This window comes from Variovorax sp. MPBD4-3, from assembly GCF_058809745.1.
Genome location: NZ_JBXASW010000036.1, coordinates 30725 through 55104, shown reverse-complemented (window position 1 = coordinate 55104; position 24380 = coordinate 30725). Strand labels below are relative to the sequence as shown.

Genomic DNA, 24380 nt, shown 5'->3' with positions numbered 1-24380 from the left:
CCCCCCTGTGGAGGCACGATGAAGCGATCCCTGCGAACTTTCCTGGCCAGCCCGCCCGTTCTCATCGCCGCGGGCGCGGCGGTGGCCTTGCTCATTGCGGGCTGCGCGGTCTCGCCGCCCACGATCCCGCCGGTCAAGCAGGTCGATCTGCAGCGCTTCATGGGCGACTGGTACGTGATCGGCAACATCCCGACGCGGCCGGAGCGCAATGCCTTCAATGCGGTGGAGTCGTACACGCTGCAGCCGGACGGGCGCATCGACACGCGTTTTCGCTACCGCGAAGGCGCGTTCGACGGCCCGCTGAAGACGATGAACCCGGTCGGCAGCGTGGTGCCGGGCACCGGCAACGCGGTGTGGGGCATGCAGTTCATCTGGCCGGTGAAGGCCGAGTACGTGATCGTCGATGTCGACAGGGACTACCAGCTCACGATCATCGGCAGGAGTGATCGCGACTACGCCTGGATCATGGCGCGCACGCCGACCATTCCCGAGCCGGTGTACGAGGCGGCGGTCTCGCGGCTGAAGACGCTGGGCTATTCGACGGACAACCTGCGCCGGGTGCCGCAGCGCTGGCCCGAAGACGCCGCGGCAGCTGCGAAGTAGCCGCGCACGGGCGTTCAGCCGGGGGCTTGCGCGTTCAGCGCCGCGAAGCCGCGCGCCAGGTCGGCCGTGAGGTCGGCCGGCGACTCCAGCCCGATGTGCAGCCGCACGACCGCGCCGCGCCCGCTCCAGTCGGTCACGCTGCGTGCCGCGCGCATGTTGGTCCATGCCACCAGGCTTTCATAGCCGCCCCATGAAGAGCCGCGCCCGAAGAGCGTGAGCGCGTCGACGAAGCGCTCGACCGCCGCGTTGCCGATGCCCGGCTGCAGTTCGATCGACAGCAGCCCGTTGGTGCCCTTGCAGTCGCGCTTCCAGAGGTGGTGCCCCGGGTGCTGCGGCAGCGCGGGGCAGAACACCGTCGCCACCTCGGGCCTGGCCTCGAGCCAGTGCGCCACTTCGAGCGCATGGCGCTCGTGCACCTGCAGCCGCGCCAACAGGGTGCGCATGCCGCGCAGCACCAGCCATGCGTCGTCGGGGCTCACGGTCATGCCGAAGGCGTCGCAGCGCTCGTTGAGCGGGCGCCATGCGGCCTCGGTGGTCGCGACCGTGCCCATCATCACGTCGGAGTGGCCGCCGAGGTACTTGGTCGCGGCCATCGTCGAGATGTCCGCGCCCAGCGCGAGCGGGCGGTACTGCAGGCCCGACCCCCAGGTGTTGTCCGCCGCCAGCAGCGCGCCGCGCGCATGGGCCAGCGCCGCGAGCCGGGGCAGGTCGCACATCTCGTAGACCAGCGAGCCGGGGCATTCGGCGTACACCAGCCGGGTATCGGCTTCGAACAGTTCCTCGATGCCGCTGCCGTCCGCCGCGAAGAAGCTGCTGCGGATGCCGTAGGGCGCGAGGAACGAAGTCACGAGGTTGCGCGTGGGCTCGTACACGCTGTCCGACATGAGCACGTGGTCGCCCGGCTTCAGGTACGACAGCAGCACCATGCCGATGGCGGCAAGGCCCGTGGGAAAGAGCCGCGTGCGGTAGGCGCCTTCGAGTTCGCTCACCGCGTCTTCGAGGGCGAAGGTGGTGGGGGTGCCGCGCGCGCCGTAGCTGAAGACGCGTTCCTCGTCGCGCCGCGCGCGGGCGTCGCGCATCGCGCCCACGCTGTCGAACAGCACGGTGCTGGCGCGCACCAGCGGCGTGTTGACGGGGGCGCCCCCGGCATACGAAGGCGTCTTGCCGGTGCGCGTGAGCCGGGTGTCGAGGGACTGGCCGGCGGGGTCGTCGTGGTGCGAAGCGGACATGGTTCGATGAAGGGCGAAAGTGGGCGGCAGGCCGCTATGTTGCGTCAATCCGCCTTGGCACCGGAAAGCTTGACGATGCGCGACCAGCGTTCGATGTCCTGGCGCAGCTGCGCCGCGAAGGCTTCGGGCGTGCTGGCCACCACCTCGCTGCCGCCGTCGGTGACGAGCTTGGCCACTTCGGGCAGGTGCAGGGTGCGCACGATGGCTTCGTTCAGGTAGGCCACGCGTTCGGGCGGTGTGCCGGCCGGGGCGAAGAAGCCGTACCAGTCCTCGAAGCGCGCGCCGGCGTAGCCCAGTTCTTCCAGCGTCGGCGCCTTGGCGAACACGCCGATGCGGCGCGGGCTGGTGACGGCCAGCACGCGCAGCTTGCCGTTCTGCACCATCCCCGCCACCGACGAGGTGGAGGTGACCAGGATGTCGACCTGTCCGCCGAGCAGGTCGGTCAGGGCCGGGCCGGCGCCCTTGTAGGGCACGTGGGTCATGGCGATGCCGTTGTCCTTCGACAGCACCACGCCGACGAGGTGCGACAGGGTGCCGTTGCCGGGCGTGGCGTAGGTCACCTTGCCGGGGCTGGCCTTGGCCTTGGCGGCGAGGTCGGCAAAGCTCTTGAGCGGCGAGTTGGCGTCCACCACGAGCGCGAGCGGCGCGGCGTTGATCTGCGTGATCGGGATGAAATTCTTGATCGGGTCGAAACCGGGCGATGCGTAGAGCGAGGGGTTCACCGCCATGATCGACACCTGCGAGGTGAGCACGGTGTAGCCGTCGAGCCTGGCCTCGGCGACGGCCTTGGCGCCGATGTTGCCGCCCGCGCCGCCGCGGTTGTCGACCACCGCGGCCTGGCCCATGACTTCCGGCAGGCGCGTGGTCACCAGGCGCGCCGTCGCGTCGTTGCCGCCGCCGGGCGGGAACGGCGAGACGAAGCGGATCGTCTGCGACGGAAACCCGTTGCGCGGCGCCAGCGTTTCGGCTGCAGCGGCAGCGGGCTGCAGGGCGGATGCCGCGAGCCAGGCGGCAAGCGCCGTGATACCGGCGAGACGGACAAGATGCGGGATGCGGCTGGCGAACGACATGACAGGACTCCTGGAATAGGAACGGACAAGGACGAACAGAAAGGGCGGCGGGGAAAGGCGGGCGTCAGCCCTGGGCGTGCGGCGCGGCGGCGGGTGGCAGCCGGAAGGCGGCGCGCTCCTGCGCATCGAGCTGCGCGACGAGGCCGGTCTCCCATGCGAGGTAGCGGCGCGCGGCTTCCTTGTTGCCGTCGTGGCGGTCGTGCACGAAGAACAGGTAGTCGATGCAGTCCGCGTCTGCGGGCAGCGCGGGCGTGGCCTCGACCGGCAGGCCGGCGGCGCGCCATGCGGCCATGCCGCCTGCGAGCAGCAGCGGCGCGGGAGCGCGGCCCGCGAGTTCGGATGCGGCGGCCCAGGCCGCGAGCGATGCGTCGTCGGCCACCAGCACGATCTGGCGCGGCTCGTGCTGGAGGTCGCGGGCCAGGCGCGGGCGGATCGACCAGCGCGCCTGCGGGATGTGGCCGGCGCGAAACTGCATGCTGCCGCGCAGGTCGACCAGCGCGACGTCGTCTTGCTCGAGCCGCGCGGCGAGCGTCCGCGCGTCGATGGCGGCCAGCACAGGCGCGGCCGGCGCGTCGGCGGGTGCCAGCGACAGTCCGCTTGCCAGCCCGCCTTCGAGCACGCTCGCGTCATGCCCCATCTGGCGCAGCCAGCTCGCGACGGTCGGCGCGCGCACGCCGTCGTCGTCGAACAGCACGAGGCGCGCGTTGCGCACGCCGAAATATTGGTCGCCGGCCTGCATCAGCTGGCCGCCGGGCGTGTGCTGCGCGCCGGGCAGGCTGCCGGCCGCGAATTCCTCGGGCGTGCGCACGTCGCACAGGAACAGGCTGCGCTGCGCATCGCCGGCCCACTCGCGCACGGTCTGCGCATTCACGCTGGGCACGCCGAAGCGGGCGGCCAGCGCCTGGGCCGCGGGGCGCAGGTCGGTGTTGCCGCTGTCGTCGGCATAGCGGCGCGTGCCGCCGTGCTCCAGCACATGGTCGCCGAGGTACCAGCCCTGCGTGCCGTTCTCCAGCGCGTAGACCGGGTTCGGCAGGCCCAGGTTGATGAGCGTCTGCGCGCCGATGATGCTGCGGGTGCGGCCCGCGCAGTTGATGACGATGGGCGTGGTGGTGTCGGGCACCAGCTGGCGCACGCGGTAGGCCAGCTCGCCGTTGGGGCAGCAGGTGGCGCCGGGGATGTTCATCTTGTGGAACTCGCTGACGGGGCGGCCGTCGAGCACCACCACCTTGTCCTTGCGCGCCAGCATCTCGGCGAGCTGGCCGGCGCTGACGCGGGGCGTGTGATATGCCTCTTCGGCCAGTTCGCCGAAGGTCTTGGAGGGCAGGTTGACGCCCGCGAAGAGCACATGGCCAGCGGCCTTCCAGGCACGGGCGCCACCCTGCAGCACATGCACGGCGCCGTAGCCCAGCGCGGCCAGTCGCGCGGCGGCGCGCTCGGCCACGTCGGTGTCGCCTTCGTCGTAGACCACCACGCGGACGCCGCGGCGCGGCACCAGGCGCGGCGCGTCGAGTTCCAGCCGGCTGAAGGGCAGGGGAATGCCGTAGAACAGGTGCGCCTCGCCGTACTGGCCGTGCTCGCGCACGTCGAGCAGCGCGATCTCGCGGCCGTCGTGCAGCCAGGTCTTGAGGGTCTTCGGGTCGATGAAGGAGGTCATGGGGGCAAGTCGTTGGGACGAACGAGGTCCTGCGAGGCCGCTGTGCGCGGCCCGCATGAAGAAAAAAGAAGGTTGGAGGGGGCGCCTCAGCGCCGCGTCTGCACGCCGATGCCCATGGTCTGGTACGTGCCCGCCGCCAGGTCGTAGGCGGTGCGGCTGTTCAGCGTTTCCAGTGCGCGGCCGTACATGTGCAGGTGGCGGATCACCTGCTCGCCCTGGATCTCCACCGAATGGATGTCCTCGGGCATCAGTGCGATGCCCTGACCCGGCGCCACCACCACGAGCGCGGTTTCCTCGAGCTTGCCCACGCCGGGCACGCTGCCGTCGTCGGTGCGCGCGTACACGCGGTTGTGCTCGGTGCCTTCCACGGCCGCGATGCAGGCCCAGGTCGTGTGGTTGTGCGGCACGATCTTCTTGCCGGGGCGCATGACGTTCAGGTAGAGCGCATAGCTCTGGTCCGGGTCCTCGGCAATGAGGTAGCGCGCCTGGTGCTCGCCGGCCTCGGGCGCCGGAAAGTCGGCGGCGCCCCAGTACTCGGCGTGCGCGGCCAGGTCCTGCAGGGAGGCGAGCACCGTGTCGAGCGTTTCCCGGGTCGCTTCAGCGCCGCCGATGGCTTTCTTCATGGTGGCGATGGACGCGGCGACGGCCTGCTTGCGTTGCTCGGACGGGGTGCTCATTCGGTTTCTCCAGTGGGGTTGCCTGTTTGGTGTGCATTCACTGTAGTGACGGCGGCGTGACGCAACAATCCAGGCGGCGCAAGAAACACATTAATAAAATTGATGCATGCCCACGCTTGACCTTGAACTCCTGCGCTCCTTCGCCGCCGTGGTCAGCCACCACAGCTTCGCGGCGGCGGCCGTCCACCTGGAGCGCACGCAGTCGGCCGTGACGCAGCAGATGCAGCGGCTGGAAGAGCAGATCGGCCATCCGCTGTTCGTGAAGCAGGGGCGCCAGAAGCGGCTGACGGGGCACGGCGAGCGGCTGCTCACCTACGCGCACCACATGCTGGCGCTGAACGACGAAGCGCTGCGCAGCCTGCGCCAGGGCCAGCTGGAAGGCAACCTGCGCATCGGCGCGCCGCACGACGTGGCCGAGACCATGCTGCCGCTGCTGCTGACCGAGGTGGCGCGCACCTCGCCGCTGCTGCAGCTGGACATCCACATCGGCCGCAGCCCCTACCTGATGACCTCGCTCAAGAGCGGCGAGGTCGACATGATCATCTCCAACCGCGCGGACGAGCAGTCGCAGTTCGAAGGCGTGGTGCTGCGCAACTCGCCCACCGTGTGGCTGTGCGCCGCGAGCTATGTGCACGACCCGGCCAAGCCGGTGCCGCTCATCATGGCCGACGGACCGAGCATCTTCCGGCGCATCGGCCACGAGGCGCTCGACGCGGCGGGCGTGGCCTGGACGCCGCGCTACACCTCGTCGAGCCTGATCGGCATCAAGGCCGCGCTGCGCGCGGGGCTGGGGGTGACGGCACGCGGCGTGGAGCAGCTCGACGCGGGCCTGCGCGTGCTGGGCGCGGGCGACGGCATGCCGCGCCTGCCCGACCTCGCCTACCACCTCTACGTGCGCAGCCACGTCGTGAACCCGGTCACGCGGCAGGTGTTCGAGACGCTGAAGAAACACCTGCGGCTGCCGCCCGCCGACGAATCCAGCAAGGGTTTCGCCGCGTAACCGATGTGCTTGCGTGCAACAACATCGGTCGGAGACAAGGGCATTCATGAACTTCTCATCTCGCGCGTCTTCGCGCCTCCCGAGGCCCTGGCTTCTCGGCGCGCTGTTCGGCAGCGCGGCGGCCTGCGCGCAGCAGAGCCATCTGCCGGAGATCCAGATCGTCGGCCCGCGCGATGCGGCCATCGGCACGGCCGACAGCGCGAGCGAGGGCGCGGTGGAGCGCGAGTCGTTCCAGTCCAGGCCCAAGCTGCGGCCCGGCGACATCGTCGAGGCGGTGCCCGGCGTGGTCGCCACGCAGCATTCGGGTGACGGCAAGGCCAACCAGTACTTCCTGCGCGGCTTCAACCTCGACCACGGCACCGACTTCGCCGTGACGGTCGACGGCATGCCGGTCAACATGCCCACGCACGGCCATGGCCAGGGGTATGCCGACCTGAACTTCCTGATTCCCGAGCTGGTGTCGGGCGTGCGCTACCGCAAGGGACCCTACTTCGCGCAGAGCGGCGACTTCTCGCTCGCGGGCAGCGCGTCGCTCGACTATTTCAGCGCGCTCGAATCGCCCTTTGCCGAAGTGACCGTGGGCTCGCACGACTTTCGCCGCCTGCTGGCCGCGGGCTCGCGTACCGTGCAGGACCAGACCTGGCTCGGCGCCATCGAACTCGAAGGCAACAACGGCCCCTGGAACGTGCCCGAGAACCTCAGGAAGACCAACGCCGTGCTGCGCTATTCGCAGGGCTCGCAGACGCGCGGCTTCAGCGTTACCGCCATGGCCTACAAGAGCCGGTGGACCTCGACCGACCAGGTGCCCGAGCGGCTGATCGACAGCGGCGAGCTGCCGCGCTTCGGCAGCCTGAACCCGACCGACGGCGGCAAGACCCAGCGCATCAGCCTGTCGGGCAGGTGGTTCGACAAGGGCCCGGGCGGCGACACCGAGTTCAGCGCCTACGCCATCGACTACCGCTTCGACCTGTTCTCCGATTTCACCTACTTCCTCAACAACCCGGTCAACGGCGACCAGTTCGAGCAGACCGACCGCCGCCGCATCTTCGGCGCGCAGGGCTCGCACGCGATGGCCAACAAGATCACCGGGCTCGACGGACTGCTGAGCTTCGGCGCGCAGTGGCGCGGCGACCGCATCGGCGAGGTCGGGCTCTACGACACCGAGGCGCGCCAGCGCCTGGGCACCTTGCGCGACGACAAGGTCTCGCAGGACCTGTTCTCCGTGTATGGGCAGCAGCTCGTCAACTTCAGCGACCGGTGGCGCGGCTACGTGGGCCTGCGCGGCGACGCGCTGCACTACAACGTGCAGGGCCGAGAGCCGGTCTATGGCCCGCTCAACAGCGGCAAGGGCCACGATTCGCAGCTGAGCCCCAAGTTCGGCCTGGCCTTCTCGCCCACGCCGGCGCACGAGTTCTATCTGAACGCGGGTGTGGGCTTCCACAGCAACGACGTGCGCGGTGCCGTCATCGCCGCCGACCCGCGCAGCGGCCTGCCGGCCGACCGCGTGCCCGCGCTGGTGAAGGGCCGCGGCGCGGAGATCGGCTGGCGCTTCCAGCCCGACGAAGACCTCACCGCCACGGTGGCGCTGTGGAAGCTCGGCCTGGCTTCGGAGCTGGTCTATGTCGGCGACGCGGGCACCACCGAGCCGGGGCGCGCGAGCACGCGGCGCGGGCTCGAGGCCACGCTGCGCTGGAAGTTCGACCGCGCCTGGCGCCTGGAGGTGGACGCCGCCGTGTCGCGCGCCCGCTTCAAGGGCGCGGCGCCCGAAGGCGAGGGCAACTACATCGACAACGCCGTCGAGCGCGTGCTGGCGGCCGGCATCACCTACGCCGAAGGCCCCTGGACCGCATCGCTGCGGCTGCGCCACATGGGGCCGCGCGCGCTCGACACGCTGAACAGCGTGCGCTCGCGCGCGGCCACGCTGCTGAACTTCGGCGCGCGCTATGCGGTCGACAAGCGCCTGACGCTGGGGCTCGACGTGTTCAACCTGGCGGGCCGCAAGGGCAACGACATCGAGTACTACTACGCCTCGTGCACCGCGGGCGAGGTGGCGGGCGGCACCTGCGGCGGCGGCGTCAACGACCGGCACATCCACCCGATGGAGCCGCGCAGCGTGCGGGTCAGCGCGCGCTACACGTTCTGAGCGGCCGCGACACAGTGGCCGCGCCCGTTCTGCTTGGCCCGGTACATCGCCTTGTCGGCGGTGGACAGCAGGTCCTGCGGGGTTTCACCGCCGCTGCCCAGGGCGATGCCGACCGACGCGCCGATCACGATCGGTGACCGCGCCAACTGCAGCGGCCGGGCGATCGCCTCGACGCATCGCCGCGCCAGCGCCAGGGCGTTCTGGTCCGCGGGCCCTTCGATGTCGGCGGCCAGCAGCACGAATTCGTCGCCGCCGATGCGCGCCACCGTGTCGGTCTGGCGCACCAGCGCCTGCAGCCGGCGCGCGATTTCCCGGAGGGCCTGGTCGCCCGCCTCGTGGCCGAGGGTGTCGTTGAGCATCTTGAAGCCGTCGAGATCGAGATAGAGCACGGCCACCCGGTGCGAATGCCGCCTGGCGCGCGCCAGCGCCTGCAGGAGCCGGTCGTCCAGCAGCTTGCGGTTGGGCAGGCCGGTCAGCGTGTCGTGATGGGCCAGGCGGGCCAGCGCCTCCTGGTTGTCCTGCAGCTTGGCCAGCAGCCGGTTGAATGCCTGGGTCAGGTGGCCGATCTCGTCGTTGCGCACCACCCGCAGCGGTGCGAGCGCGAGTTCGCCGCGCGTCATCCGGTCGGCCTGGTCGGCGGCGCGCAGCAGCGGGCGCAGCAGCCAGGCCATGATCAGGCCGATCACGACCAGCACCGCCGCCACCGCGGGCGCGCGCTGCTGCAGGATGAAGGTCTGCATGCGCCCCACCGGCGCCAATGCCTGCGCCACCGGCAGCCGCGCCACCACGAACCAGCCGCTGGTCGGCACCGACGCGATGGCGGAGATTTCCTCGATGCCCCTGGCGTTGCGGGTCGTTCCGCTGCCGCGGTAGCCGGCCATGGCCCGGTCGTGCAGGGGATTCACGCCCTCGGGCGGGGTGGGCGTGAGCGACATGCCGACGTCCGTGGAGGCCACGAAGATCCGGTCGCGCGGCGACACCACCAGGATGCCCCCGTCCTGGCCCACGCGCCCGCGCTGCAGGTGGTCGAGCAGGCCGTCGGCCGAGAGGTCCGCGGTGCCCAGCAGCACGGCGCTCACCCGGCCGGCGGCGTCACGCAGCGGCACGGCCATGGGCAGCACCGAGTGCCCGGAGGCGGCTGCCCGGGCCCGGCCCAGCGCCGGCTGCCCGTGGCGCGCGGCCTCGAATTCCGGATCGTCCGTTGTGAGTTGGCCCGCGCCATCGAGACGCCTGCCGGTGGCGTCGGCAACCTTCAGGCCGATCGGGAAGAGGGCGCTGAGGGTGCTGCGTTCTTCCAGCCAGGCCCGCAGCCGCTCGGGCCGGGCCAGGAGCTCGGGCGGCAGCGTGGCCGCCAGGCGCTCGAGGAACGAGAGGCGCTCGCCCAGGTAGTTGTCGACATCGCGTGCCACGTAATCGGCTAGGGCCGTCTGCTGCACCGCCACCGACCGGGTGAGGTCTTCCCGCAGGAAGCGGGTGAGCTGGGTGTAACTGGCGGCGGTCCCCAGCATGGCCATCAGCAGACCCATCACGAGCAGGCGAACAACCAGACTGTTGGCAGATTTTCTGAGGTTCACTCGGGCGGTGGCGTCGTGGAGCGGATGTTGCGGACTGTAAACGAATTACTTCATCTTTTACCCGAACCTTCTGCGCCGCCGCGACCGATCGGCCCGGGCTCCTGCCCGGCGAGGCGTGTCACTCCATGCGCACACCGTTGCGCAAGACGCCGATCGCGTCGACCTCCACCTCGACACTGTCTCCCGCCTTCATCCACACGGGTGGCGTGCGCTTGGCGCCCACGCCGCCGGGCGTGCCGGTGACGATCACGTCGCCCGCGGCCAGCGGCATGAAGGCGGAGATGTGCGCAATCTGCCGGGGAATGCCGTGGATCAGCTTGTCGGTGGTGGTGCGTTGCATCTCCTGGCCGTTGAGCCGCGTGACCAGCGTCATGACCTGGCCGTCGGCGATCTCGTCGCGCGTGACCATCCACGGACCGAAACCACCGGTGCGCCAGAAGTTCTTGCCGGCCGTCCACTGCGGGGTCGCGGTCTGCCAGTCGCGGATGCTGCCGTCGTTGTAGCAGGCGTAGCCGGCGATGTGGTTCCACGCATCGGCCTCGGCGATGCGCCGTCCGCCCCGGCCGATGACGATGGCGATCTCGCCCTCGTAGTCGAGCTTGCTCGACTCGGGCGGCAGCACGATATCTTCGCCGTGCGCCACCTGCGACTCGGCCACGCGCAGGAAGAGCGTGGGCTTCTCGGTGATCTCGCGGCCGGTCTCGCGCACGTGCTCGCCGTAGTTGAGTCCCACGCAAACGATCTTGCCGGGGTTGGGGATCACGGGCAGCAACTGCACTTCGCCCAGCGGGAGCGTGGCGTCGGCCTTGGCGATGGCGGCGGCGGCCTCGTCCAGCAGGCCGGCGGCAATCAGCGCCTTCAGGTCCGTCGCGCGGCTGCCGAAGATGCCGCGCAGGTCGGCAACGCGGTCCGCGCGCTCGCCTGTCACCGCACCGTAGCTGTCGATGCCGTTGTGTTGGTAGCTGATGAGTTTCATGGTCTGTCCGTGAGGCCCGCGAGGGCACGTGGTGGTTGTGGAAACGGGTTTACGCCAGGCGACCTCCAATGCGCGAAGCGCCCTCGGTGATCAGGTGAACCATCTTGTCGAGATCGACGATCGACAGGCGCGAGGTGTCGAAGACCAGCGAGATGGCGCCCCACGCGCCTCCATCGGCCTTCAGGATCGGCGCGGCGACGGCCGCGAGCTGCGGCTCGAGTTCGCCGATCGAGATGTAGTGGCCCGCCTTGCGGATCGCCGCGTAGTAGCGGCGGAACTCGCTCCACTCGGCGGGCAGCCCGCAGCGCACCAGCTCGCCGTGGCGGGCGTCGAAGACCTTGCGCAACTGCGCCGGCGCGAACGTGGCCAGCAGCACCTTGGGCGCGCCGCCCTGGAACAGCGGACGCGGCCTGCCGCGCCCGTAGGCCAGCGCGGGCGGCGCACCGCCCATCTCGCGGTGCGTGTCGAGCACCTGCATGCCGAACAGGCCCGAAGCGACGCAGTCGAAGCCGGTGGCCGCCACCAGCTCGCGCATCACCGGAATGCCTTCGCGCAGCACCGGGTCCGCCTTGCGGATGTAGTGGTCGAGCAGGATGATGCGCGGCCCCAGCGCGTAGTGCGAATCCTCCACGCGCTGCAGCAGGCCGGCCTCCAGCAGCAGCCGCACGTAGCGGTAGCCCGTGGGCAGCGACACGTCGAGCGCGGCCGAGATGTCGTCCGCCGTGCGTGTCAGGTGCGTGTCGTCGAACAGGTCGAGAACGCCCAGCATGCGGCCCAGGCTGGACAGGGATTTTTCCGGCACGCGATTTCCTCCAGGATGTCATGGCGCGACGGGGAGGTGTTGCGAGATGCGATCCAGATCGAGCCCCGTGCGCGCGACGCCGACGATATATCGGTCGGGCCGCAGTATCACCGCTTGCGCTTCCTGCGCGTCGAGCCAGTCGCGCAGCGGCGCGTCGGGCTGGTCGATGACCATCGCGTCGGCGCGTCGCCAGCGCTCGACGGTGGCGGGAGCGGCGGCCGCGAGCGCGGCGGGTTGGCCGATGACCGCGCTGCGGCGACCCAGCAGGTCGTCGAGCAGCCGTCCGTCGCAAAGGCGCGGCTGCGGAAACGGCCGGCCCGCGGGCGAGCCGGGCTGCGCGTCGAAGGCGCCTTCGCCCAGCACCTGCGGCGGCAGCTCGAAGATCTCCGGGCGGCCTGCGCGGAACTTCGCGTCGCGCTCGGCGGCCAGCGCCGGGTCGGTGGTCTGGATGATGTTGCCCAGCCGCACCGCCAGCTCGATGAGCGCGCGCACATGCGGTGCGCGTTCCGATTCGTACGTGTCGAGCAGCGCATCGGGGGCCTGCCGCGCCAGCACCGCTTCGAGTTTCCATGCGAGGTTGGCCGCGTCGCGGATGCCCGCGCACATGCCCTGGCCGAGGAAGGGCGGCGTCTGGTGACAGGCATCGCCCGCCAGCAGCAGCCGGCCCCGGCGCCAGCCCTGCGCAATGACGGAATGGAAGGTGTAGATGGCCGCGCGTTCCAGCCGCGCCTGGTCGGGCCGCACCCAAGGCGCAACCAGCCGCCACAACGATGCGGGCTGCACCAGCGCTTCGCGGTCGTCGCCGGGCAGCACCATGATCTCCCAGCGCCGACGGTCGCCGACCACGTTGCAATAGGTCATGGGTCGTGCCGGGTCGCAGTGCTGCACCGTGTGCGTGGGCAGGTCGACCGGCTGGGTGAGCACCACGTCGAACACCAGCCACGGCTGGCGCAGCCCGAGGTCGAGCATCGCGCTGCCCATGTGCCGTCGCACCGGCGAGCGCGCGCCGTCGCAGCCGATGACGTAGCGCGCGCGCACGGTGGACGCCCGGCCGCTGCCGGTTTCGCGCACGGCCAGGGTGGCGCCGTCCGCGTCCTGCGCGACGCCGGTCACCTCGCTGCACAGCCGCACCTGCACATTGCGAAAGCGCGCCAGGCCTTCGCGCAACACGGCCTCGAGCTCGGGTTGGTGAAAGTAGTAGTTGTTGGCGCAGCCGTGCGGCCCGAGCGCGGCGCTGCCGCCGCGTATCAGCATGGTCTCGCCCGCGCCGTTGACGAAGTGCATGCCCTGCTCGCCGGGGCGCGCGATGGCCAGGGCCTGCTCGCGCAGTCCTGCGCCCTGCAGGATGCGCAGCACCTCGCCGTCGAAGTGGATCGCGCGCGGCAGCGGGAACACGCCGGCTTCCCGCTCGAGCACCACCACCGACAGCCCCGCCGCGCCCAGCAGGTTGGCCAGCGTGGCGCCGGTGGGGCCGAGTCCGACGATCGCGACGTCGTGCATGTGCCGCGGCTCAGCCACGCTGGTCTTCTTCCATGCGGCGCGCCACCTCGGCCTGCCACTCGGCGCGGCTCATGAACTTCGGAAACCGCCTGGCGATGGCTTCCGCACGCCCAAGGATGACCTCGTCGGGCTGGGACAGGTCGACCGGTTCGCGCAGCGGCTGCTCGCAGTACCAGGGCGTGTCCATGAAGAGCTCGAGCCGGTTGCCCTCGGGATCGCGGCAATACACCGACACCGCGTTGCCATGCGTCACCGGGTGCATGTCGCTCGCGCCCTCGGCCAGCAGCCGGTCGTGGAACTGGCGCAGCGTGGCGATGTCGGGCACCCGGAAGGAGATCTGGTTGACCACGTTGAAGCCCGCATCGGCCGGCCGGCCGGTGGCGAGCACAAACTGGTGGTGCTCACGCGGGTCCCGGCTCAGGAACACCAGCTGCACCGCACCCAGGTCGCCCGCGTCGGTCTGCGTGAAGCGCAGGGCCTGGCGGTAGAAGCGCGCCATGCGCGGGAGGTTGCTCACGTACAGGCCGATGTGGCTGAACTGCAGGTTCGATGGGCTGCTTTCGGTCAATTCAATGTCTCCTGGCGATAAAGCGGTCCGGTATCCGGCTCTGCGTTGAAGAAATGATATTCAGATTATCGTATTTTGACAATACAACGCATTTATCTATCATTCGACCTCGTGCAAACGGCACGCAAGATCAACAGGAGACAAACCGATGAGAGTTCTGAAGATGACGGTCCGCCGCTGGATGGCCCTCGGCGTGATGGCCTCGGCCGGCGCAGTGGCCGGCGGCGCGGCGGCGCAGGCGGATTACCCGAGCAAGGCGGTGCGCATCATTGCCCCCTTTCCCGCGGGCAGCGGGCCCGACGCGAATGCGCGCGAGATCGCCGCCGAGCTCACGAAGATCCTGGGCCAGACCTTCTTCGTGGAAAACCGGCCTGGTGCCTCGAACATCATCGGCACCGAGGTGGCCGCCAAGGCGCCGGCCGATGGCTACTCGCTGTACATCGGCACGACCAGTTCGCTGTCGGTGGTGCCGCACCTGTACGCGAAGCTGCCGTTCAACGCCGAGAAGGATTTCGCGCCCGTCAGCCTGCTGGGCGTGCTGAACACCGGGCTCATCGCCACGCCCGGCGTCGAGGCGAAGGATGCGCGCGCGCTCATTGCGGCACTCAAGGCCAGGCCCGATTCAGTGGCGGTCGCGACGGCGGGCATCGGCAGCTATTCGCACCTGTCGGCCGTGTGGTTCAACAACGTCGCGGGCGTGAAGACCAACCTCGTGCCTTACAACAGCACCAGCCCCTACACCGATCTGATCGCCGGACAGGTGCAGGCCATGTTCGACGGCCTGCCCGCTGCGGCCGGAAGCATCCGCGCCGGCCGGCTGAAGCTGCTGGCCATCACAGGCAGCAAGCGGCATCCGAGCTTCCCCGAAGTGCCGACCTTCGCCGAGGCAGGCCTGCCGGACTACGCGCCCATCGCCTGGCAGGGCATCCTCGCGCCGGCCGGCACGCCCAAGCCCATCCTGGAGAAGCTCAGCGCCGCCATGCAGAAGGCCTGTCAGTCCGAAGAACTGGCGAAGAAGTGGCGCGACTACGGCGGTGAGCTGCGCTGCAACTCACCGGCGGAGTTCGCCGCCTTCATCCATGACGACCGCCAGATGTGGGGCCAGGTGATCAGGCAGGCCAACGTCAAGCTCGACTGACGCGCGGCCGGCCATCGAACGAGGAGGCACCTCCGGGTGCCCTCTTCGCGGCTATACGTTCTGCGCCGCCAGCGCATCGCTCGCCGGCCCCAGTCGGTGCGACCAGACGGTGATGCCGGCCATGGCCAGCACCAGGAAGCCGCCGAACCCCGCCAGCGTGGGCAGCAGCGGCGCATCGAAGTAGAGCAGCGCGCCGTACACCCCCAGCATGGCCAGGGAGGCCAGGCTTTCGTTGAAGTTCTGCACCGCGATCGACTGGCCCGGGTTCATGCGCAGCAGGCCGCGGCTTTGCAGCAGCGCATTCATCGGCACCAGCAGCAGGCCCGCGAGCGCGCCGATCGCCACCAGCAGCACGGCCGCGACGATGGGTTGCGTGACCAGGGTCATCAGCAGCACCGCGGCACCGAGCACCACGCCCAGCGGCAGCGCGCGCCGGGCGCGCGGCAGCGGAAACCAGCGCGATGCGCCCAGCGCACCCAGTGCCATGCCGATGGCCACCGCGATCTGCAGCAGCGCCCCTTGCGACAGCTTCAGCCCCAGCCGTTCGGCGGCGAAGCGCAGCACCATGAACTGCAGCGTGGCGGAGGCGGCCCAGAACAGGCTGGTGACTGCCAGCGAGATGCGTGCGTCGGGGTCGCGCCACAGCAGCCCCAGCGAATGCCTGAAGTCCCGCAGCAGCAGGCCCGGATGCGCCAGCGCCGCGCGATCGCGTGCCGGGGTGTGCGGAATCGCCAGCGTGCATGCCGCGGCCAGCAGGTACACCGCGCCAATGGCCACCAGCGCCTGGCTGCTGCCGACCAGCGAGCTGCCGAGCGCCACGCCGAACAGGATCGACAGCACCGTGGTCGCCTCGATCCAGCCGTTGGCGCCCACCAGCGCGTCCTGCGGCAGCAGCTCCGGCAGGATGCCGTACTTGGCCGGCGAATAGGCGGCCGCGCCCAGGCCGACCAGCGCATAGGCCACCAGCGGCTGCACATGCCAAAGCAGCAGGCCGCAGCCGCCGAGCTTGACGAGGTTGGTGGCCATCAGCACCCGGTCCTTGGGCGCGGCATCGGCCACCGCGCCCGCGAAGGCGGCCAGCAGCACGTAAGAGACGTAGAAGAACACCCGCAGCGCCGGCGTCATCCAGCCCGGCGCGTGCTGCTGCATGAGCAGGTCGATGGCGACGATCAGCAGTGCGTTGTCGGCCAGCGAGCTCAGGAACTGCGCCCCCACCACGGAGGCCAGCGCGCGCCGCGGGCGTGCGGCCAGACTCACGTGGACACGCCGCAAGGCACGCCGCAAGTCACGCCAAAGAAGTGCTGGCGGTAGCGCGGCGCGACGTCGTCCAGCCGCAGCATGAGCGGGAGGTCGGCGGTGTTGAAGGCCGCGTCGAGCGCGGGCGGCCCGAGCAGGCGGGCACCGCAGCGCAGGTAGCCCTTGATGAGCGGCGGCGCGGCGGCGCCGCTGCAGGCATCGGCCTCCAGGTCGGTGTCCAGCGGCAGCGCGATGCGCGGCTCGACACGCCAGCGCTGTTCGACCAGGTGCGTGCGGCACAGCCGGTGCCACAGCCGCGCGGCGGCCAGGCCATGGTCTTCCATGCCGATGCTGGCGCAGCCGATCATGGTGTCGAGCCGGTGCTCGACCATGTACTGCCCGAGTGCCGTCCACAGCGCCATGATGACGCTGCCCGAGCGCCACCCGGCATCCACGCACGAGCGGCCCAGCTCCAGCGCGCGGCCGCGCAACGGCATGAGCGGGGTCAGGTCGAACTCGGTGTCGGTGTAGAAGCCGCCCGCGCGCCGCGCCGCATCGGGCGTCAGCACGCGGTAGGTGCCGATGAGCGGGCCGGGGCCGTGCTCCGGGTCGATGGCGCGCACCAGCAGGTGGTCGCAGAAGGGATCGAAGCGGTCGGCGTCCAGCCCGGGGGGCGTGCCTTCGGGCGGTGCCAGGTGCGCGCCCATTTCCTGCGCGAACACGCGAAAGCGAAGCCGCTGGGCGTCGCGCAGGTCTTCCTCGCAGTCGGCCCAGCGCGTTTCCAGCACGGGTGCGTGCGCGGCGGGCCGGTGGATCTGAAAAGCGTGCGGGGCGATGGTTTCCGTCTGCATGCTGATCTCTCAGTTGGAAGGCGGGTACCGCTCGACCAGGCGGTTCTGCCGCCGGTTGAGCCGTGCCAGCGCCAGCAGCCCGATCGGCCGCACGCCCCTCCTGCGCTGCGCGGCGCCGATGGCGAACAGCAGCCGCTGCTTCGCGAAGACCATGCGAAAGCCCTGCAGCACGCCGATGTCGGGGTCCCAGGCCTCGATGGCCTCGGAGCCCGCGCCGTTGATCTCCATGATGGTGAAGCCGCGACCGGCGGCCAGCTCGCGCAGGCTGTCGAAGCGCACGTCGAAGCGGCCGAAGTGAAATGCGGGCATGTCGCGCGCGATGGCATCGACGGCGCGCGCGAGCTCCGGCGTGGCCAGCGCCGCGCCGTTGCGGTAGAGCCCGCCGACGCGGGTCGAGCCGATGGTGGCCAGCCGCACGTGCTGCCCGGCGGCGGGCACGCTCGCAAGCGGCACGCGGCATTCGTGGCGCGGCGAACGCGCGATGCGGCGCGCGCGCGTGTCGGCCGCGATGAGTTCGCCCACGGTGCTGCGGCCGTCGCCGGTCACGCGCGGGAAGTAGCGCAGCGCCAGGCCGATGATGCGGCCCTCGTCCGTCACCGGATCGCGCGCGTAGAAGATGCCGGCTTCGCCCTCCTGCGGCAGGTAGCGCTGCAGCACCACCGTCTCGTCGCGCGGGAACACCGCGAGGTAGGCCCGCAGCGCGGCCATGTCGTGCAGCAGGCGCACGCCATAGCCGCACAAGCCGAGGTTGGGCTTGACGACCACCGGGAAACCGAAGCCGGCGCGTTCCATGGCCTGGCGCAGCGCGGGCTCGGTGGCGGTGTCGTCGTTGCGCACGGCGCAGTGGTCGGCAGTGAAGGAGCGCGCGAGCGGGCCCATGCCGTCGAAGTACTCGAGCTTGCCTTCGCCCACCAGGCCGCCCGACGTGAGATGGGGGTTGGCCGCCGACGGCACGGTGACGCCGCCGTGGCGCACCGACAGCCACAGCCACTGCACGACCAGCGGCACGCAGATGAGCCACTTGGGCATGCGTTCGAGCAAACTGCATTCGCGCACCTGCGACAGGCGGCGCGCGTCGGGGCCGATGTCGAGTTCGGCGGCCACTACCCGTCTCCCAGCGGACGGCGGGCGACGAGGCCGACCGCGGCGATGCGGTCGATGTGCGCGTACACCGGCCGCTCCAGCTCCTCTCCGAACACGTCGGGGTCGATCTCCGCATACGACCACTCGAAGCCCGAGGCCGCGAGCAGCGGTTGCAGCTCGCGCAGGAAGGGATCTTCGCCGTCCACCATGGCCACGCCGGTGTACAGCAGCAGCCGGCCGCCCGGCGCAAGACGCTTCAGCGACTCTGCCGCGATGCGCACGCCCAGGGCCCGCCCGAGCCGCGCGCCGCCGTGCCGGTAGGCGCGCTGCGCGGCGTCGTCGAGGTAGGGCGGGTTGGAGATGATGAGGTCGAACGTGCCCTGCACCGCCGAGAGTGCATCGCCCTGCGCCAGCGCCACGGGAACGCCGGCCGCCTCTGCGTTGACGGCGGTGTATTGCAGCGCAAGCGGGTTGATGTCGTTCATGACCACCGTCGCCGCCGCGCCGGCTTCGGCCAGCGCACGCGCCGCGACGATGCCGCCCGCACCGCTGCCGCAGCCGATGTCCAGCACGCGCAGCGGGACTGCGCCCCGGGGCTTGAGCGCTTGCAGGGCATGGCCGATGAAGCGCGCGAAGCGGCTGGTGTCGGGGCCGAAGAACACGGCGTTCTCTTCGACCGTGGGGTATGCCGAGTGGAAGAACAGGTCGTCGCCGAGGCTGGCGATGCGCACGGTGCTGCGCAGCAGCGAAGCGTCGCGCCGCACGATGCCGGCCTGCTCCATGCCGGCCAGCAGCGCGGGCGGCAACGCACCCGCTTCGAACGGGAGGTTCCAGCCGAAGACGTCGCGCAACGTCGAACCCGGCTCACGACCGCGTCGCGCGAGCACGCGCTGGTGGGTGAGGGGGGTGACGGTGGTGAAGCGATAGCCCGTGGCCGCCACCTGGCGCAATACGCCGGCGGCATTCAGCATGCGGCGGCCTCCTCGATCTGCAGTTCCGCCGCATAGCGCGCGAAGCAACGCGCCCCGCAGGCCAGCCGCATCAGCGCGCCCTCGGCGATGAACTGCCCGCAGGCCGGGTCTTCCGCGACCAGCGGCCGGATCACTTCGCGCAGCCAGGCGCGTGCATGCGACACGTCGAGCGCCGCATGCAGGTCGAAATAGGCGCGCGCGCGGCCGCTCAGGCCCAGCCGGCGCATGCCGGCCGCCACCTTCTTCACGCGGCCCGGCGCGGTGAGCTCGATCACGCCGAGCGCGCCCACGGCGTGGTACGCATAGCGCCGCGAGGTCGCAAGACCCACCATGGTGTTGGCCAGCGCGAGCGACTCCCACGCCGTGGTGTCGATGGCCGGATGCAGGTCGAGTTCGCGCACCATCTGCTCGAGCATCTGGCCGTGCATGGCGCCTTGCTTGCCGTGCCCCATCTCGTCCCAGAAGTTGCGTGCGCACTCGAGCTTGGGCTGCGGCGGCAGCTTGACCTGGGTGAAGGCCAGCAGGTCTTCGAAGCCCGCCTCGCCCGCGGCCTCCTGCGTGAGGAACCAGCGCATCTGCGCCAGCGTGGCTTCTTCCGCCAGCCAGTCGAACAGCGGGTGGTGCTGGCCGGGGCCGGTGCGCTCCAGCGTCTCGAACCAGCTCGCGAAGTGGTCCGCATTGCCGGCCGCGGCGGACGCCGCCACCTGCACCTGGCTGCGCAGGGCTTCGAGGAAGTCGCCTTCCAGCAGCCGGTGTTCGTGCTCGCGCGCGAGGTCTTCGCGCCACTGCGGGGAAGGAGTGCCCGGCTTCAGCCGGGCGGCGTTGAAACGGGCGAGGCGCCGGTGCAGCAGCCGTTGCGCGGCCGGGTCCGTGATGTCGTCTGCGGACATGGGCGATCCTTCTCGGGCGGTGGAGGAAAGGGGCCAGCGTGCGCTCTTGCGGGGAGGCTGTCCGTCAGACGGGGTCTACACATGCGTTCCCGCAATGGGGCATGCGGATGGGTGCGCTATGAAAAAGGAAGCACCTTGACGTCGAACACGCGCTCGCCGAGCCAGATGGCCGCCACCAGCACCGCCAGCGCCGAGCCGCCGCGCAGCACCAGCGGCGGATAGCGCTGCCAGTTGCGCAGCGCCAGCAATGCGACGAGCACCACGGCCACGACCATCAGCTGCCCGGCCTCCACGCCCAGGTTGAACTGCAGCAGTGCGATCACGAAGTCGCGCAGCGGCAGGTCGAGCTCGGCCAGCGCGCCCGCGAAGCCGAAGCCGTGGATCAGCCCGAACAGGAAGCTGAAGAGCTTGCGGCGCCCGCGCAGCACCGGGTAGATGTTGTCGATGGCCGCCAGCATGATGGTGATGGCGATGCCGGGCTCGATGATGCGCGGCGAGATGGTCACGATCTTCAGCCCCGCGAGCGCCAGCGTGATCGAGTGCGCGATGGTGAACATGGTGACGATGCCCAGCATCGGCCACACCGCTTCGCGCCACGCGAGCACCGGCTCCCAGCCGTCCGCACGCCGGCGCAGCACGGCGGGCAGCAGCAGGCAGATCAGGAACAGGATGTGGTCGTAGCCGATGAGGATGTGGTGGATGCCGTCGCGAAAGAAGCCGCCGTCGGCCTGCGCCGCCGCATCGGTGCCCGCCGCGCCGGCCTCACCGGCATTGCCGGGCCACGGCAGCGAAACCGGCCCGGCCGACGGGTCGAGCGAGCGCACCGTGGGCTGTGCGCTGGCGGCGTCTTCCGCTTCCATGCGCAGCAGGCCGCGGTGCGTGGGATCGACCTCGCGGAACAGGCGGTAGTCGATGTCGAGCGCGGCGCCCGCCTTGCATGGCGCCTGCAGCCGCAGCACGAGGTAGGCGCCGTCGATGCGGTCTTCGACGGCCGGCGGCTGCGCTTCGGCCAGCACGCATTGGCCTTGCTGCAGGCGCAGGCGCGCCAGCGCATAGGCGCGGATGTCCGCAAGGCGCGTGCGCACCTCGCCCCAGCTGAGCTTGCGGTCGGCGTTGGTGTCCAGGTCGAGCATCGCGTCGAGGTCGCGCAGCGCGATGTCCCAGCGCAGGTCGATCGTGTCGCCCTTGCGCTGCAACTGCAGGTAGGCATCGCTCGCCTTGTGCGCGTGGGCCGGCGCCGCGCCGAGGAGCAGACCGACCAGCATCAGCATGGCGAGCACGGCCAGCCCGGCGCGTTCAAGGCGTTGCATCGACACGCGCATCCTTCAGTCCGATCTGTTGCATCAGCGCCTTCACTTCGTCGCGCGCGGTGGTGTCGTTGGCGGCCGAGGCGGCTCGCGCGAACACCAGGAAGTCGATGGGCTCGCGCTGCAGCCTGAGGTTCAGGCGCGCGAGTTCGAGCGCGCGCTTCGGGTCGTTCTGCACGTCGAGCGCGAACATGGCTTCCTCGCGTGCATGCAGCGCGGTGGTGCCGGGGCGAAGCGCGGCGGCCTCGAAGCGCTGGCGCAGTTCGTCGGCTTCGGCCTGGGCGCGCTTGTCGCGCGCCGCGGCGCCGGCAATGGCCAGCCGAAGCAGCACCGCGTCGCTGCGCGCCTCGTTGGCCAGCAGCCTCGGGATTTCGGCATGGCGCCCGGCGCGCTGCAGATAGTCGCTGTAGGCCAGCAGCAGGTAGCCCGAGCGTTGCGCCGCCACGGCCTTGCGATAGGCGGCGTCGGCTTCGGCCTGGCGGCCCGCCAGTTCTTCCACCTCGGCGACGCTGGTCAGCAGCCACTGCCGCGTGCCGGCCTTGTCTGCGTCGCGCAGCGCGGGGTCTGCCAGCAGGGCCTGCAATGCTTGGCGGGCGTCGGCGTGGTTGCCGCGCAGCCCGGCGTTTTCCGCGAGGCAGGCCACGCCGTAGAAGGCGGGGCCCGATCGTCCGAGCGAGCGGCAGGCGGCGTCCGATTCGTTGTAGCGCCCGCGCACGCGAAGAATGGTGGCCAGCGTGATCCACGCCTGCGCATCGTTGGGGCGTCTGGCGAGCGCCATCCGCAGGGTGGCTTCGGCACCGTCGAAGTCATGCAGGAACTGAGCGACCGTGGCGCGCATGACCAGCACCGCGGGTGGGATCCGGGCCGGCGGCGTGGCTTCCCAGGCCTGCAGCGCGCCCATGGCGTAGCCGGCGTAGCGCGCGTCGCCCTGTTCGCGGGCGAGGTCGAGGTAGGTGGAGGCCGCCGCGATGGCCGTGGCCTCGTCGTTCGGCCGCTGCGCCAGTTCACGGCGCAGCCGGCGTTGTTCGCCCGACCAGCCGGCGACGACGGGCAGTGTCTCCACCACTTCGTCGTCGCTGGCGGGCACGCGCGGCACCGCGTGCGTTGCAAAGGCGGCCAGCGCGAGCACGGCGCCTGCCACCCATGCTGTCGCGGATGCGGTGCGGCGCATGTCGGCTACTGCGTGGCGACCGGCTCTTTGGTCTCCGACGTCGGCGGCGGGTCGAAGACCGCCACGTTCGCCGGTTCGCTCGTGTCGAGCATGGTGGCGACCATTGCCTGCACATAGGCGATGAACTGGTCGTAGGGATCGGCCTGTGCGGGCGGCGGATTCTGCGGCGGGTTGTTTCCGCCGATCGGGAACGGGTAGAACCCGCCCCCGCCGCCACCACCTCCGCCGCCGCAGCCGGCAAGGGCTGCGGCCAGCAGCAGGGCGGCGCCGATGCGATGGATGTTCCGGTTCATGCCGTGCTCCCGTTCATGGTGCCGCTGCGGCGTTGACGGCGCCGGGCAGCGGGGTGTTCAGGTAGGGGAACGCAGCCGGGAACTGCGACGGGCTCTGCAGCGCGCCGTCGGTGATGGCCGCGCCGCCGGCCGGCGCATCGGCGGGCTTGCACCCGACCTTGAGCGCGTCGTTGGCACCCGTCAGCACGCACAGGGCGCCCATGGCCACGCGCAGCTCGATGTCCACCACGTCGTCGCCCGGGCGTCGCCCGTTCGGGAAGCCCGCGTTGTCGCCGCCGGCCACGCCGAGGTTGCTCTGGCTCGCCATCGCCGTGGGCGCGATGCTGGTGTTCAGGCGCAGCATTTCCGAGGCCTTGACGTTGGCGGGCTTGTTCAGGCCGTCGATGCCCGTCAGGAAGGCCGCGACCAGGTCGGTGCGCGGGAAGTTCGTGGGTGCCGGTGCGCTGGGGTACAGCGACTGGATCAGCGCGGGCAGCGTCGGGTTGGTCACGTAGGTGGCGAACTGGCCGTCGTCCATCGGCTTGGAGCTGTTGAACGCGTCCTTGTCCTTCAGGCCGATGACCACTTCGTTGACCAGCGGCATGCCCAGGCGGGAAACCTGCGCCCATGCGCCGCCGTTGAGCGTCGTGGTGCCGTGGCCGCTCTTGGGCGGGCTGGCGATCAGGCGGCCCTGGCGCGCGCTGGCCGTGGTCCAGCCGCCGATGATCGGGCCGGTGCCGCCCGCGGTGAGGCAGGAGATCGGCACCTCGAGCGCCAGCGTGCTGACGTTGCGCGTGGCCAGCGTGCCCGCGCCGTAGGCGCTGGTCGAGCCGAGCGGGTTGAGATTGATCAGGTCGAACACCTGGCCCAGCGCGACCGCGAACGGGTCCTGGCGCTGGCCCGCGAACACGCGGCCCCCCGCGGCGCAGCCGGGGATGTTGATGTTGTAGATCTGCTGGGCCGCATAGGCGGCATAGCCGTTCGGGCCGCCGAAGGTCTTCTCGCCGATGTTGTCGGTCGGCCGGTCGAACACGGTGTTGCCGTTGGCGGCATTGGTGACGGCGGCGGCCTGGCCCTTGCGGCGGTCGCCGCGCACGACGGTGAGCGTGAACGTCTCGCGCAGGTTGCTCGTGGCCTGGTTGGGCGCCGAGATCTGGCCGGCCTGCACCAGCGGAATCGAGACCTGCTTGCCCGAGATCGGCAGCTGGATGTCGCGCAGCGTGTTGGTGAAGCGGAACTGGAAGGTCAGCGCTTCCATCGCGCTGCCGGTGTTGTCGATGTGGATCTCGTACAGCCCGTTCGGATCCATCGAGTAGTAGTTGGGGCCGCCGTACGCGCCCTGGTCGGGCTGGTAGTTGGCGATCAGCGTCACGTAGTCCTGGCGGTTGGGCTCGTAGCTGCGGAACATGTAGAAGTCTGTGCCGTCGAGCTTGGGCATCCCCGCGATCGAGGGCGCCTCGCGGTGGCTGGAGGCGAATGCGCTCACGGCGGCGAGCGCACTGAGCGCGAGAACACAGGCCTGGACAGGCGTTTTGGACAATCTCATCGACGTCACCTCGGTAGTGAAAGTGTTGGAATGGGCACGGACGACTTGCGCGGCCGCGGGCCGGCGCTGTCTGAGTACGGCCAACAAGTTCAGCTGGATGCGTCGAAGCGGCTAGGTGC

22 protein-coding genes are annotated in these 24380 nt (G+C 70.5%); 4 read left to right on the top strand and 18 right to left on the bottom strand.

Translation table 11 applies throughout. From position 1 onward, the window contains the following. Positions 1–18: 18 nt before the first annotated feature. Positions 19–603, top strand: coding sequence for a lipocalin family protein (locus AC1RVW_RS19955; protein ID WP_106938068.1), 585 nt, complete (start codon positions 19–21; stop codon positions 601–603). Between the two features lie 14 nt (positions 604–617). On the opposite strand, the gene metC is transcribed toward AC1RVW_RS19955, so the two are convergent. The 4 genes from metC to AC1RVW_RS19935 form a co-directional block, all read right to left on the bottom strand. Then, a complete protein-coding gene (gene metC, locus AC1RVW_RS19950) occupies positions 618–1832 on the bottom strand; it encodes a cystathionine beta-lyase (protein ID WP_493202009.1) in 1215 nt (404 codons plus the stop codon). A gap of 44 nt (positions 1833–1876) precedes the next feature. Then, positions 1877–2902, bottom strand: coding sequence for a Bug family tripartite tricarboxylate transporter substrate binding protein (locus AC1RVW_RS19945; protein ID WP_493202007.1), 1026 nt, complete (start codon positions 2900–2902; stop codon positions 1877–1879). A 64-nt stretch (positions 2903–2966) separates the two neighbouring features. After that, positions 2967–4556: a rhodanese-like domain-containing protein gene (locus tag AC1RVW_RS19940; protein ID WP_493202005.1), complete on the bottom strand. Its 1590-nt coding sequence runs from the start codon at positions 4554–4556 to the stop codon at positions 2967–2969. 86 nt (positions 4557–4642) lie between these two features. Next, on the bottom strand, positions 4643–5233 hold the full coding sequence (locus AC1RVW_RS19935) for a cysteine dioxygenase family protein (protein ID WP_493202003.1): 591 nt from the start codon (positions 5231–5233) through the stop codon (positions 4643–4645). A gap of 106 nt (positions 5234–5339) precedes the next feature. Between AC1RVW_RS19935 and AC1RVW_RS19930 the strand changes: the two genes are divergently transcribed. Together AC1RVW_RS19930 and AC1RVW_RS19925 are read left to right on the top strand one after the other, a co-directional pair. Then, entirely contained in the window at positions 5340–6233 is an 894-nt protein-coding gene (locus AC1RVW_RS19930) for a LysR substrate-binding domain-containing protein (RefSeq protein WP_106938072.1), read from the top strand. A gap of 46 nt (positions 6234–6279) precedes the next feature. Continuing rightward, complete coding sequence (locus AC1RVW_RS19925; RefSeq protein ID WP_493202001.1) at positions 6280–8376, top strand: TonB-dependent receptor; 2097 nt, start codon at positions 6280–6282, stop codon at positions 8374–8376. Here AC1RVW_RS19925 and AC1RVW_RS19920 read toward each other — a convergent pair. The 5 genes from AC1RVW_RS19920 to AC1RVW_RS19900 form a co-directional block, all read right to left on the bottom strand. Further along, positions 8364–9884, bottom strand: coding sequence for a diguanylate cyclase domain-containing protein (locus AC1RVW_RS19920; protein WP_493201999.1), 1521 nt, complete (start codon positions 9882–9884; stop codon positions 8364–8366). The two genes, AC1RVW_RS19925 and AC1RVW_RS19920, sit on opposite strands and share 13 nt — an antisense overlap. A 184-nt stretch (positions 9885–10068) precedes the next feature. Then, positions 10069–10926 (bottom strand): fumarylacetoacetate hydrolase family protein, encoded by an 858-nt coding sequence (locus tag AC1RVW_RS19915; RefSeq protein ID WP_493201997.1) that lies wholly within the window; start codon positions 10924–10926, stop codon positions 10069–10071. A 49-nt stretch (positions 10927–10975) separates the two neighbouring features. After that, positions 10976–11728 (bottom strand): IclR family transcriptional regulator, encoded by a 753-nt coding sequence (locus AC1RVW_RS19910; protein ID WP_493201995.1) that lies wholly within the window; start codon positions 11726–11728, stop codon positions 10976–10978. An 18-nt stretch (positions 11729–11746) separates the two neighbouring features. Beyond that, entirely contained in the window at positions 11747–13228 is a 1482-nt protein-coding gene (gene mhpA / locus AC1RVW_RS19905) for a bifunctional 3-(3-hydroxy-phenyl)propionate/3-hydroxycinnamic acid hydroxylase MhpA (RefSeq protein ID WP_493201993.1), read from the bottom strand. A 10-nt stretch (positions 13229–13238) separates the two neighbouring features. Then, on the bottom strand, positions 13239–13796 hold the full coding sequence (locus tag AC1RVW_RS19900; protein WP_493201991.1) for a VOC family protein: 558 nt from the start codon (positions 13794–13796) through the stop codon (positions 13239–13241). 148 nt (positions 13797–13944) lie between these two features. On the opposite strand from AC1RVW_RS19900, the gene AC1RVW_RS19895 reads away from it, so the two are divergent. Further along, positions 13945–14934: a Bug family tripartite tricarboxylate transporter substrate binding protein gene (locus tag AC1RVW_RS19895; protein ID WP_285413694.1), complete on the top strand. Its 990-nt coding sequence runs from the start codon at positions 13945–13947 to the stop codon at positions 14932–14934. Between the two features lie 51 nt (positions 14935–14985). Here AC1RVW_RS19895 and lplT read toward each other — a convergent pair whose 3' ends face one another. The 9 genes from lplT to AC1RVW_RS19850 all read right to left on the bottom strand — a co-directional run bounded on the left by lplT (position 14986) and on the right by AC1RVW_RS19850 (position 24261). Beyond that, positions 14986–16191, bottom strand: a complete 1206-nt coding sequence (gene lplT / locus AC1RVW_RS19890) for a lysophospholipid transporter LplT (protein ID WP_493201989.1) — start codon at positions 16189–16191, stop codon at positions 14986–14988. Continuing rightward, on the bottom strand, positions 16188–17021 hold the full coding sequence (locus AC1RVW_RS19885; protein WP_493201987.1) for a GNAT family N-acetyltransferase: 834 nt from the start codon (positions 17019–17021) through the stop codon (positions 16188–16190). The genes lplT and AC1RVW_RS19885 overlap by 4 nt, the downstream gene beginning before the upstream one ends. Before the next feature lie 9 nt (positions 17022–17030). Next, positions 17031–18125, bottom strand: a complete 1095-nt coding sequence (locus AC1RVW_RS19880; RefSeq protein ID WP_493201985.1) for a hypothetical protein — start codon at positions 18123–18125, stop codon at positions 17031–17033. Then, positions 18125–19075: a methyltransferase gene (locus AC1RVW_RS19875; protein WP_493201983.1), complete on the bottom strand. Its 951-nt coding sequence runs from the start codon at positions 19073–19075 to the stop codon at positions 18125–18127. The genes AC1RVW_RS19880 and AC1RVW_RS19875 overlap by 1 nt, the downstream gene beginning before the upstream one ends. Next, entirely contained in the window at positions 19069–19965 is an 897-nt protein-coding gene (locus AC1RVW_RS19870; RefSeq protein ID WP_493201981.1) for an iron-containing redox enzyme family protein, read from the bottom strand. Before AC1RVW_RS19870 ends, AC1RVW_RS19875 begins: the two co-directional genes overlap by 7 nt. A gap of 116 nt (positions 19966–20081) precedes the next feature. Further along, entirely contained in the window at positions 20082–21275 is a 1194-nt protein-coding gene (locus AC1RVW_RS19865; RefSeq protein ID WP_409196795.1) for a HupE/UreJ family protein, read from the bottom strand. Next, complete coding sequence (locus AC1RVW_RS19860) at positions 21262–22443, bottom strand: tetratricopeptide repeat protein (RefSeq protein ID WP_493201980.1); 1182 nt, start codon at positions 22441–22443, stop codon at positions 21262–21264. Before AC1RVW_RS19860 ends, AC1RVW_RS19865 begins: the two co-directional genes overlap by 14 nt. 5 nt (positions 22444–22448) lie before the next feature. After that, entirely contained in the window at positions 22449–22736 is a 288-nt protein-coding gene (locus AC1RVW_RS19855; RefSeq protein ID WP_285413686.1) for a hypothetical protein, read from the bottom strand. A 13-nt stretch (positions 22737–22749) separates the two neighbouring features. Then, positions 22750–24261, bottom strand: coding sequence for a DUF4331 domain-containing protein (locus AC1RVW_RS19850; RefSeq protein ID WP_285413685.1), 1512 nt, complete (start codon positions 24259–24261; stop codon positions 22750–22752). Positions 24262–24380 lie beyond the last annotated feature (119 nt).